We start from the raw sequence: 11,341 nt of genomic DNA on the forward strand, positions 1-11,341 counted from the left end.
CGCACTGGCATGACACCCATTTGTTCCTATAGTTGTCTTTTCTCGTCTACCTTATTTTGCCACTCTGCTGAACAGATACATAAAGAAAGTGGAAAATTGGACATTCTCAACTCGGCTCCTGCAGATTAAAAATTAAGTTGAATAAAAATTGGGCTTGATGCAGTTTTTTCTCACAGTTTAAGAAATTAAAAATTTAACAATTAGAATTATAATTACAGACCACAGCAAAAAATAGACTTTTCCATTTGATTTATTTTTAATTTGGATGTTTTCTAATTTTTCATCAGCTATTAGGTTCAATTTTTCTATAAGGCTAAATATTCCTTGGATTGTTTTTATGGGATAAGAACTTCTAATTTTTTCCCTATACCCTATTTTATTTTCATGTTGACTGCTTATCCACGCTTCAACTACTTTCCACATATTGATTTCTGAGCAGATCTTTCTACATGTTCCTTCCAGTAAAATCATAGTTTTCTGCAGCAATAACAATTGTGTTTGAACTTTCATATCAAAATCACCCGTTATTTTTAATAGCTGAGCAAGTAAACTAGCAAATGAAATCTTCTGTATAGGCTGCCCAATAATGGGTTCACCTATTGCCCTGCAAGCTGTGACAAAATTTCTATGCTGTGATGAGACATAACCAGCTCTAAAATGCATTTTTGCAACGTGATCATAATCCCGATTTAAAAAGCCTTTGAGTATCTCTATAACGTAATAGCATGTCTCACGATCTATTCTACCCATGATTCCACAATCCAGGGCAATAATATTGTTATTACTATCAACCATTAGATTTCCAGGATGCATATCAGCATGAAAAAAACAATCTCTGTATACTTGATTGCAAAACGATTCTATAAGATTGATAGCTATTTGCTTACGATTATTCAGTTTTTCAACTTCGTATATTGGCGTTGCTTCTATCCATTCTAATGTTAAAACCTTTTTCGAAGTTCTATTCCAATCTACTTCAGGTACGTAAAAACCTCTGTCATTTTTTGTGTTTTCCTTTAGTTCTGAAGAGTGAGCAGCTTCAAAACGTAGATCTAACTCTAATCGGCAAATTTCAGCAAAAGTTTTGACTAATTCAATCGGCTTCAGCCTTTTTGATTGTTCGCTAAATTTTTCTGCAATTTCTGCAAGCCAAGAAAGCATTTTTATATCCCTTGAGAATGTCTTCTCAATATTTGGCCTTAAAACCTTCACAGCAACTTCCTTACCCTCAGTTGTAACCGCTTTATGCACCTGAGAAATCGATGCTGCTGCAATTGGCTTTTCAGAAAAGCTTGAAAAAATGTCGCTCAATTTACAATTAAACTCACTTTCTATAGTTTTAACTGCTATTTTGTGTGAAAATGATGGCAATCTATCACATATCAATAACAAGTTATTTGTTATATCCTCATTTAAAACATCAGTACGTGATGAGATAGACTGCCCAAACTTAATGAACACCGGACCTAATTTTTCAAGAGCACACTTTAGCTTGTGGCCTTGTATTTTATTTATTGATTTTTTTGATGGTGGAAGTAAATAAGGTAATATATTGTAACGCGTCAGCACCGTAGTTATGTGCAGAAGACGCAAAATATTTTGAATCATTTCGCTGCGTAACTGCTAAATATTTCATTTAGGGTTTTATTCTTCATAATCTCACCAGGCTTACCTTGGCAGTAGACAGTATTATTTATACAAATTATGTAATCTGAGCATGGTAGAGCAGAGTTAAGATCATGAGAAGTCATAAGAATCGACACTAATCGGGTTTTTGCCATTTTGCTTATAATATCATAGAACTTAGCCCGTGCGTTAATATCCATTGCACTAACTGGCTCATCTAGAATGATCAAGTCAGGTTCTGCAATTAAACAACGTGCAAGCAATAATAATTGTGCTTGCCCTGCAGAAATTTCTAATACTTGATTTTTCAAAATGTTACCAATACCAGCCAACTCTATCGTTTCTGTAATAATGGATTGATTTTTCTTTAGTCTTTTCAAGGAGCTATTTAAAAGAAAATACTCAACTGTTATTGGCATCAAATTACTAACACTAAAATTTTGCGGCATGTAGCTAATTTTTGTGTTCTCAGCTAACACAATATTTCCAGTATAATTTTTATTTATACCAGCAATTGCTTTCACTAAAGAGGTTTTACCTCCACCATTTGGACCAAGTATTGTAATTACGTCTCCTCTTTCCATGAACATATTGATATTGTCAAGGATTCTTTTACCATCATATGTGAGAGCAAGATTTTCTATTTTTAGAACACGATTATTGACATTATTCAATTTATTGACAAAATTTAACTTCTTCTCAACGTTTATATGAGACATTTACTGACTTTTTTTCTATTACTTTCATTTACACTATACTATAATATTGCCTTTTCATCCAATTTAAAAGTTGTAGCTACAATTAAACCTATCCACTCACTTGTGGCTTCTGTGACAGAAGGGATTTTAGAACCAGAATTGCTTGGCTATGCAACATCTGCGCATAATTATATATTAAAGCCATCTGATGCGAGTAATTTGGAATCAAGTGACGTTATATTTTATGTTGACGATAACTTAGAAACGTTTGTTCAAACTTTTGCCAAAAATAATAAAGAACTAGTACAATTGTCAAAGGCAATCAACCTACTTCCTGCTCGGCCACATTCATTTTCTAGAAAAATCACTCACATTCAAGATGAAAAAGATTTACACATTTGGCTGAGTCCCGAAAATGCAAAGAGCATGATACTTTTTATAAGTGCAACATTGTCTAACATAGATAAAGAAAATTTCCATCGATACAACTCTAATGCAACAAAAGCTATAAAGAAAATAGACCAAGAAGTAAAAGAAATTATGAAAGAACTGAATGATTTTAAAAATCAAAAATACATCGTTACTCATGATGCTTATCAATATTTTGAAAAATATTTCGGTCTAAATCATCCAAGCGCTATTCTTTCTATAGAAGAGGATTCTTACATAGGTATGAAGAGTTTAATGAAGCTAAAAAAGATAATGAAGGAAGAAAACGTTAAATGTATATTTGCTCATTCACAAGAAGATAGCATAAAGCCTAATACCCTTTCTAATGACGCAAAAATGGTAGTTCTTGATCCTATTGGATCAGACATAGAGCCTGGAAAAGATACATATCTAGCTATAATCGATAGCATTGCACAAAATTTTAAGTCTTGTTTTGTTGAGTAATAAGCTCCCTTTTAGCTTACCGTTTTATTGTTCTGCAATTTTTAAATTACCATTTGTCCTTTACATATTATGCAGGTTTAGAATTATGCTTTATTCTTACGTTTATGTCTTGGTCCAATGCAACCAATAAGTTAAGCAAGTATTCTAAGGAGAACCCTTCGATTTTTGATCTATTGATTTGAGATACTTTAGGCTGATCAATCTTTAGAGCGTTTGCTGCTTTTTTCTGTGTTGTGTATCTCTTACCTATTAATTGTGCAATGACCTTTATTAATTTCAGTTTTGTATCCTTTACATTGTCCAACTCTATTATTACAGGATAACTTAATTGTAAATTTTGCATAATAATAAACTTTCCTATAAAAAAACTACTTTAATTTTTCTTCTTTAAATAGCACATGCCTTCTGACTACTGGGTCATACTTTCTAAACTCCAGTTTTCTGGTGAGCTTTTTTGGATTACGCTTTTTTACATAAAAATAGCCTGTTGATTTTTCTTCACCAGCTCTTGTTGTCTTGATTGCAGTGCTGACTAACTTAACAAGCAAAGAAGCATTTTTTTTCGCCATACTTATAATGATATAATAAATTCTATGCGAGTTTATTACGCAAAATACTAAAAGTCAATCGAATAATGCAGATTGCAAAATCCTTGACAATCAACAGTGCATTAAGTAGCATAAAGTTAACTTCAGAATAAAAAGCAAACGGTAAATAAGTGACAAATAGTGGTAAAAGGGTATTATTGATAGAAAATTCTATCTGTTCTAATGAGGTAAGAGTTGCCTTGTCAATTAATAACAAGGTTGTAGAATTTGAACAAGAATTCAAGGAAAAAAAACAATTAAGAGGTAATATATACGTTGCTTATATAAAGCGTATAGAGCCTTCTTTGCAAGCCGTATTTATTGAATATGGAAAAAATAAGCAAGGTTTTTTGTCTTTTTCCGAGATATCTCTAGATTACTTCAATATTCCAGAAAAGGAAATTATCTTTGAGGGCTACTCAAATGACGATTGTACAGAAGAAGTCCCAGCAAGTGTCTCTTTAGATTCTGCAGCTAGTAAGAATGTTAACGAGTCAGGTAGCGGTTTTGTAAGAGAGGTACCTTTATATAAAAAATACAAATTACAAGATGTTATTTCAGTAAATCAAAAAGTATTGGTTCAGCTAACTAAAGAGGAACGAGGCAATAAAGGAGCTTCATTTACAACATACATAACTTTAGTGGGTAGATACTGTGTTTTCATGCCAAATTCCATGAGCAAAGGTGGAGTGTCCCGCAGAATTGAAGATGCTAATGTCAGAAAGCAGTTAAAGGAGATACTGAGTTCAATAAACTTGCCAAAAAGATCAGGTTTAATAGTAAGAACTGTTGGTTCAGGAAAAAATAAGAAAGAAATTGAGCAGGATTACAATTATTTATCCTCATTATGGCAGAGCATTCAAAAAAATGCCTTCTCTGTAAATGCTCCATCATTAATTTACAACGAAGCAGATGTAATTATGAGATCTGTTCGTGATTTTTGTAGCGATGGTGTAGAAGTTATAGTGTCTGGAAAGGAAGCTTTTGAAGCAGTTAGGCAATATGCTAACAATGCACTAAAAGGTAGTAAGTTGCGCTATAGATTGTATAGAGGTTATGTTCCGATCTTTACTTACTACGGAATCGAAGATCAAATTTCTGAGTTATATAGCAATAGAGTAGAATTGCCATCTGGTGGGTCTTTGATAATAACTTTAACTGAGGCGTTTGTTTCAATAGACGTAAATTCAGGAAAGATGACAGGAGAAGATAGCATAGAAGAAACAGCTTATAGAACCAATATGGAAGCAGTACCTGAAATATCAAGACAGGTGAATCTTAGGGGCCTATCAGGATTAATAGTAGTCGATTTTATTGACATGTTGAAATATCAGTATTGCAGAGCTGTTGAGTCTGCTATAAAGCAAGCGTTTAAAGACGATAAAGCTAAAGTTCAATTTAGCTACATAAATGACTTTGGTTTAATGGTATTTTCAAGACAAAGAATTAAACCAAACATACAAGAAATTAATACTACAGAGTGTTTACACTGCAAGGGTATTGGAAGAGTAAAATCAAACGAAGTAATTGTTTCATCAATACTAAGGGATTTACAACATATTGCTAACAAGAATCGAAATAAGTCTTTTGATTTAGTAGCGCACAGTGCAGTTATAGCACATATTTTTAATAATAAACGGAATACAGTTTCTACAATCGAAAAAGAGTTTAATATTACATTGAACGTCAGTATTGATAACAGTTTAGATGTAAATGCATTTGTTTTAAAACAAGGAGATGATGTTAATTTAAACGGTTATAAGCCATTACAGAACTCTGGATACCAAATTGGGGATAGCAGCAATGAAGAAGCTGATCATTCAAATAAACTACGAGGCAATTTTTGGCTGACTAAGTGGCTTTCGCGCCTTTTAAGTTCTAATAACTAATTAGAAACCTAAATTGGGCTTGTAATTAATGAGCCCTATACTTATATATTCTTATGTCAGATAATATTTACAATGGGGTACTCATTATGGGAAGAGCAATAGGCATAGATCTCGGAACAACAAATTCTTGTGTTGCAATAATGCAGGGCAAAGACACAAAGGTAATAGAGAATAAAGAAGGAGCAAGAACTACTCCATCTATAGTTGCATTTACTTCATCAGGAGAAAAATTGATTGGTGCTCCAGCAAAAAGGCAAGCAACCACCAATGCAAGTAATACCTTTTTTGCTACTAAGAGATTAATAGGCCGTCAATACGGTGATTCTGAAATGAAAAATCTAAACGTGCCGTATAAAGTGTTTGCGGCAAAAAATGGTGATGCATGGATTAAAACCACTGATAATAAAGAATACTCTCCTAGTCAAATTGGTGCATTTATACTACAAAACATGAAAGAAGCAGCAGAAGCTTATCTTGGAGAGGAAGTAAAAGATGCTGTGATAACAGTACCAGCATACTTCAATGACTCTCAACGTCAAGCAACAAAAGATGCAGGAAAAATCGCCGGATTAAATGTACTCAGAATAGTAAATGAACCAACTGCTGCAGCGCTTGCTTATGGTCTTGATAAAAAACATGGACACACAATAGTGGTGTATGATCTTGGTGGTGGTACATTTGATGTTTCAATACTTGAAATAGGTGAAGGGGTTTTTGAAGTAAAGGCTACAAATGGTGACACTCATCTTGGAGGTGAAGACTTTGATAATGGAGTAGTGAGTTATTTACTAGATGAATTCAAGAAAAGTAATGGCATTGATTTGAAAAATGATCCAATGGCTATGCAAAGAATCAAAGAAGCTGCTGAAAAAGCGAAAATTGAATTATCAAGTGCAATGGAAACGGAAATAAATCTACCGTTTATTACAGCTGATGCAAGTGGTCCAAAACACTTAAATATGAAATTAACGAGAGCAAAACTTGAAAGCTTAGTGAATGATTTAATCGAAAGAACTATGGCTCCTTGTAAAAAAGCTCTTGAGGATGCTAGTTTGTCTGCTAGTCAAATTGGCGAAGTGGTTCTCGTTGGTGGCATGACTCGTATGCCAAAAGTCATAGAGAAAGTTAAAGAATTCTTTGGCAAAGATCCACATAGAGGAGTTAACCCTGATGAAGTTGTAGCAATTGGAGCTGCAATACAGGCGGGGATCATTCAAGGTGATGTAAGAGATGTGTTGCTACTTGATGTGACTCCACTTTCTCTTGGTATTGAAACTCTAGGAGGAGTATTCACTCCACTTATTGAACGTAATACTACAATTCCTACTAAAAAATCTCAGGTGTTTTCAACTGCAGAAGATAACCAAACAGCTGTTACAATTAAGGTGCATCAGGGTGAAAGAAAACTGGCAGTTGATAATAAGCTACTCGGTCAGTTTAGTTTGGAAGGGATACCTCCTGCTCCGCGCGGAAGGCCACAAATTGAAGTGACATTTGATATAGATGCAAATGGAATAGCACACGTTTCTGCAAAAGATAAAGCTACTGGAAAAGAGCAAAAAATACGCATTCAATCTTCAGGTGGTTTATCTGATGATGAAATAAATCGCATGGTAAAAGAAGCTGAAGAAAAAGCGCAAGAAGATGAAAAGCGCAAAAAGTTTATTGAAGTGAAGAATCAAGCAGATAGCTTAGTCCATTCTACAGAAAAGTCTCTGACAGAGTATGGTGATAAAGTTTCACCAGAAGATAGATCTGCTATTGAAAATGCAGTTAACGAATTAAAAGAAGTTAGTAAATCTGATAACATTGATGACGCTGATTCAATACAGCAGAAAGTCACTAATCTTTCTCAATTATCTATGAAACTTGGAGAAGCTATGTATCAAACATCTCAACAAAATAGTGCTGAAAATGGCTTTTCATCAGAAGGAAATCCAAATGATAAAGAGGAAAAAGTAGTAGATTCTGATTATCAAGACATAGATAATAAAGAAAAGAATAAGTAATTGCGATTGTCATCCAAGTAGCTGATACTGGGATGACAAGAGGAGCATATTGTTGCTTAAAGAAGCCATTATGGATATTATTAAAACAATAGAAGAAAAGATACGCGATTCGATAGATGTAATTGATATCAACATTATCGATGAATCAGCAAAGCATGCTGATCATTATTTTGCTTCATCTTCAATATTACCTTCGCACATTAAATTAATATTAATATCTGACGGCTTTATTGGAATGAGCGTTCTAAAAAGACACAAGTTGATTTATGAGTTATTGAAGGGTGAGATAGAGCTAATACATGCAATTTCTCTTCACTTGTATACGCAAGATGAGTACAATTTAAAAAATAAATAATAAAAATGTGAAGGAAGAGTCTATATTAGTTAAAGCAGGAAGAAAATTTAATGACTATAAAGGTTCCATGAACCCGCCAGTTTATCATTCTTCTACCATATTATTTCCTACTTACAAGGACTACTTAAATGCAGCAAATGGAGAAAGTATATACGATGTAATCAACGATGGTGTTGCAAGAGATTATAGCTACAGTAATGTTGGTACTCCTACTGTTCATTATCTTTCAAATGCACTGGCTGAAATTGAAGGGAGTGGACAAGCGCTTATTTATCCTTCCGGACTATTTGCACTTACTTTTGCTATTCTAACTTTCGCTAAAGCAGGCTCGCACGTTTTAATTCAAGATAATAGTTATTATAGGCTTAGGAGGTTTGCAGAAAATGAGCTACCAAAAAGAGGAACAGAAGTAACTTTTTATGATCCAACACAGGATATAACTGATTTAATTCAGAGTAATACTTCATTGATAATGATCGAGACTCCTGGTTCTGTAACGTTTGAGATTTCGAATATAGAGCATATAGTAAAAGTTGCTAAGGAACATAAAATTGTGACCGTTTGTGACAATTCATGGGCCACTCCTTTGTTATTTAAGCCGCTTGATTATGGAGTTGATGTTGCACTATATGCGGTGACAAAGTATCTAGCCGGTCACTCAGATTTAGTGATGGGAGCTATGGTTGCTGAAGGTGAAACTTTTAAATTGCTTTATGAGAGCCATAAAAATTATGGGGTAACCATTCAATCGCACAACTGCTACCTTGCACATAGGGGACTAAGAACACTGCACACACGTATGAAAAGGCACCAAAATACAGCAATGGAAATGGCAAAGTGGCTAGAAAAACATTTAAAAATCAAAAAAGTTTTGTACCCAGCACTTCCCTCCCATCCTCAACACGAATTATGGAAAAGTTACTTCAAAGGAGCAAGTAGCGTATTCAGTATAATACTGGATAGAGAATATTCATGTGAAGAACTAAGCTGCATGGTTGATCATATGAAAATTTTTAGTATTGGTGCTTCTTGGGGAGGGTGCGACAGTTTGATATTACCAATAGATCGTAGATCTATGTCAAGATCTGTAATGAATTCAGATTATGGTGGAAGTTTCATGCGGATATTTTGTGGACTAGAAGATTCTGAGGATTTGATCTCTGATTTAAATGCTGCACTAGCAAGGTTGCCATGTTTGAATATCAAAGCTGGCAGATGAAACTGAGAGAATTACTGCATAACATTATTGATGTTGACTTTGATGTTGAAATCAAGGGCGTTACATGTAATCCCAAGAGAGTCAAGGAAGGTTATCTTTTTGTTTGTGTGTCAGAAAGGAGTAAAGAATACGCAACATGCGATACTGGAATCCATATCCTTCCTACTGAATCACAGTGTTACGTACACAACTGTGTAGACGTTGTGATACAAGGGGCCAAGAAAGATGTCATCCCAGTGCTTGACTACTTGGATCCAGAAAATTTAATTGCAAATGAGCACACTAGGCAATTGTATAATAAAAACTGGATTCCAGTGTCACGCACTGGAATGACAGATACTTCGAGCTTTGCAGTGCTTGAACACCCAAACCCTCAAGAAATATACAGCGAAATAGTCAGCAGGTTTTATCAATTCAAACAGCCCAAATATGTTGCTGCTGTAACTGGTACAAATGGTAAAACTTCAGTAGTAGAATTTTGCCGCCAGATCTCGCAAAACTCTGGCTATAATGCTGCGTCTATTGGAACACTTGGAACATGCATCAATAATGGCAGAAAAGGTAATAGCAACAGCCTTACCACTCCAGGTGCAGAAGACCTTTACGCAACATTGCGTGGTATAAGTGTAGAACACTTAGTGTTGGAATCATCAAGTCATGGGATTGATCAATACAGAATCCATGGATTAAAGTTGAGTGCTGCAGCTTTTACTAATTTCTCGCAAGATCATTTAGATTACCATAAAAGTCTTGGTGAATATTTAGAAACTAAAAAAAGGTTATTTTACGAAGTATTACCAGAAGGAAAAACAGCGATTTTAAATGCGGATATAGATGAATACTGCGCATTGCTTAAAATAGCTGAAAAACGCAGCAACAAAATTATCACCTATGGAAAAACAGGCTCTGATATTACTTTATTAGAGCAAACACCAACCCCTAATGGTCAACATCTTACAGTAAAAATTGATAACCAAATTTACAATACATTTTTCCCAGTTTTAGGAAAATTTCAAGCATATAATCTGCTATGTGCAATTGGTATATCTGGATTAAATTACAGAGAAATATGCGTAGAAAAACTCATTTCTCCACCAGGAAGAATGGAAAAAGTGAAACCTTTTACATTCGTGGATTACGCACACACTCCAAGTGCGCTTAAACAAGCCCTGTTGTCTTTAAAATGGCATATCAACAAAAAAATAATTCTAGTTTTTGGATGCGGTGGAAATCGCGATCAGACGAAACGTTTAGAAATGGGCAAAATAGCACAAATGTATGCAGACAAAGTAATAATTACAGATGATAATCCGCGTGATGAAGATCCGGCAAAAATTCGCCACGATATTTTGCTACATTGCCCTGATGCACTGGAGATAGGAGGTAGGAGAGAAGCTATAGAGAAAGGCGTAGATATTGCCTATAACGAGGGTATGATTCTGCTAGTTGCAGGAAAAGGACATGAGAAATTTCAAATCATAGGGAATCAAACTTTTGAATTTAGTGATGTTGAGGTTATTAAAAATCACGTTTTAACATGCTACCGTTCTTGCAAGCGATAGCACTCTCACTTCTCTTGCACCGGAGTTTAAAATTTCTTGAGAGCAAGATCTTACAGTTGCTCCGGTTGTTACCATATCATCAACTAATATCACGATTTTATTTTCGATAATTTTCTTGTTGCTTATTTTAAAAGCCTTCTTTAAGTTTTTTTCACGCTGTTTAAGTGAAAGACCAGCTTGAGATGTGGTATGGCGAAGGCGTTTTATTGCAAATGGCGTATAGGATAAATTGGACAACTTACTCAACTCTTTTGCGAGCAACGCTGCTTGATTATATTTACGTTTAAACAAGCGCATTTTATGTAACGGTATAGGAATTATGACTTCTGCGTTCTGAAACGTATTCTGATTAGCTTGGTATATCCACTTTGCATAGATTTTTACGTAATTCAAATTATCAAAAAATTTGAAATTTATAATCAGAGGTTGTCCGGAAACAAGTAAAAGGCTATAATATCTGAAATTTTAGTACGGGGTAAAGATGAGAAAAAAGTATCCAACA

General features: G+C 34.5%; 9 protein-coding genes and 2 pseudogenes. 6 read left to right on the forward strand and 5 right to left on the reverse strand.

Going from position 1 to position 11,341, the window contains the following annotated elements:
- Positions 1–177: 177 nt before the first annotated feature.
- Positions 178–1,608 carry a 2-polyprenylphenol 6-hydroxylase gene (ubiB, locus tag BA053_RS03235; protein WP_065094913.1) on the reverse strand — a complete coding sequence of 477 codons (1,431 nt, stop codon included), beginning with the start codon at positions 1,606–1,608 and terminating at the stop codon, positions 178–180.
- Positions 1,605–2,345, reverse strand: a complete 741-nt coding sequence (locus tag BA053_RS03240; protein ID WP_065094914.1) for a metal ABC transporter ATP-binding protein — start codon at positions 2,343–2,345, stop codon at positions 1,605–1,607. The genes ubiB and BA053_RS03240 overlap by 4 nt, the downstream gene beginning before the upstream one ends.
- On the opposite strand from BA053_RS03240, the gene BA053_RS03245 reads away from it, so the two are divergent.
- On the forward strand, positions 2,337–3,218 hold the full coding sequence (locus BA053_RS03245) for a zinc ABC transporter substrate-binding protein (RefSeq protein ID WP_065094915.1): 882 nt from the start codon (positions 2,337–2,339) through the stop codon (positions 3,216–3,218). The genes BA053_RS03240 and BA053_RS03245 overlap by 9 nt on opposite strands.
- Before the next feature lie 67 nt (positions 3,219–3,285).
- Here BA053_RS03245 and BA053_RS03250 read toward each other — a convergent pair whose 3' ends face one another.
- Both BA053_RS03250 and rpmG read right to left on the reverse strand, forming a co-directional pair.
- On the reverse strand, positions 3,286–3,561 hold the full coding sequence (locus tag BA053_RS03250; RefSeq protein ID WP_065094916.1) for a helix-turn-helix domain-containing protein: 276 nt from the start codon (positions 3,559–3,561) through the stop codon (positions 3,286–3,288).
- Positions 3,562–3,586: 25 nt separating this feature from the next.
- Positions 3,587–3,787, reverse strand: coding sequence for a 50S ribosomal protein L33 (gene rpmG, locus BA053_RS03255; protein ID WP_006279743.1), 201 nt, complete (start codon positions 3,785–3,787; stop codon positions 3,587–3,589).
- 149 nt (positions 3,788–3,936) lie between these two features.
- On the opposite strand from rpmG, the gene BA053_RS03260 reads away from it, so the two are divergent.
- The 5 genes and pseudogenes from BA053_RS03260 (at position 3,937) to murE (ending at position 10,839) form a co-directional block, all read left to right on the forward strand.
- Positions 3,937–5,694 carry an Rne/Rng family ribonuclease gene (locus BA053_RS03260; RefSeq protein ID WP_065106749.1) on the forward strand — a complete coding sequence of 586 codons (1,758 nt, stop codon included), beginning with the start codon at positions 3,937–3,939 and terminating at the stop codon, positions 5,692–5,694.
- 86 nt (positions 5,695–5,780) lie between these two features.
- A complete protein-coding gene (gene dnaK / locus BA053_RS03265) occupies positions 5,781–7,703 on the forward strand; it encodes a molecular chaperone DnaK (RefSeq protein ID WP_065094918.1) in 1,923 nt (640 codons plus the stop codon).
- Between the two features lie 70 nt (positions 7,704–7,773).
- On the forward strand, positions 7,774–8,058 hold the full coding sequence (locus tag BA053_RS03270; protein WP_065094920.1) for a BolA family protein: 285 nt from the start codon (positions 7,774–7,776) through the stop codon (positions 8,056–8,058).
- 7 nt (positions 8,059–8,065) lie between these two features.
- Positions 8,066–9,299 (forward strand): annotated as a pseudogene (gene metC / locus BA053_RS03275) (cystathionine beta-lyase).
- Positions 9,274–10,839 (forward strand): UDP-N-acetylmuramoyl-L-alanyl-D-glutamate--2,6-diaminopimelate ligase, encoded by a 1,566-nt coding sequence (gene murE / locus BA053_RS03280; RefSeq protein WP_065106751.1) that lies wholly within the window; start codon positions 9,274–9,276, stop codon positions 10,837–10,839. The pseudogene metC and the gene murE overlap by 26 nt, the downstream one beginning before the upstream one ends.
- Here murE and BA053_RS03285 read toward each other — a convergent pair.
- Positions 10,810–11,262: pseudogene (locus BA053_RS03285) on the reverse strand (ComF family protein); the annotation flags it as partial. The gene murE and the pseudogene BA053_RS03285 sit on opposite strands and share 30 nt — an antisense overlap.
- Positions 11,263–11,341: the final 79 nt, after the last annotated feature.

The organism is Wolbachia endosymbiont of Nomada ferruginata (assembly GCF_001675785.1).
Lineage (GTDB): Bacteria > Pseudomonadota > Alphaproteobacteria > Rickettsiales > Anaplasmataceae > Wolbachia > Wolbachia pipientis.

Coding starts and splice junctions, on each gene's coding strand:
- BA053_RS03245 (WP_065094915.1), top strand. CDS start 2,337: ATGAGACATTTACTGACTTTTTTTCTATTACTTTCATTTACACTATAC.
- ubiB (WP_065094913.1), bottom strand. CDS start 1,608: ATGATTCAAAATATTTTGCGTCTTCTGCACATAACTACGGTGCTGACG.
- dnaK (WP_065094918.1), top strand. CDS start 5,781: ATGGGAAGAGCAATAGGCATAGATCTCGGAACAACAAATTCTTGTGTT.
- BA053_RS03250 (WP_065094916.1), bottom strand. CDS start 3,561: ATGCAAAATTTACAATTAAGTTATCCTGTAATAATAGAGTTGGACAAT.
- BA053_RS03240 (WP_065094914.1), bottom strand. CDS start 2,345: ATGTCTCATATAAACGTTGAGAAGAAGTTAAATTTTGTCAATAAATTG.
- murE (WP_065106751.1), top strand. CDS start 9,274: ATGAAACTGAGAGAATTACTGCATAACATTATTGATGTTGACTTTGAT.
- rpmG (WP_006279743.1), bottom strand. CDS start 3,787: ATGGCGAAAAAAAATGCTTCTTTGCTTGTTAAGTTAGTCAGCACTGCA.
- BA053_RS03270 (WP_065094920.1), top strand. CDS start 7,774: ATGGATATTATTAAAACAATAGAAGAAAAGATACGCGATTCGATAGAT.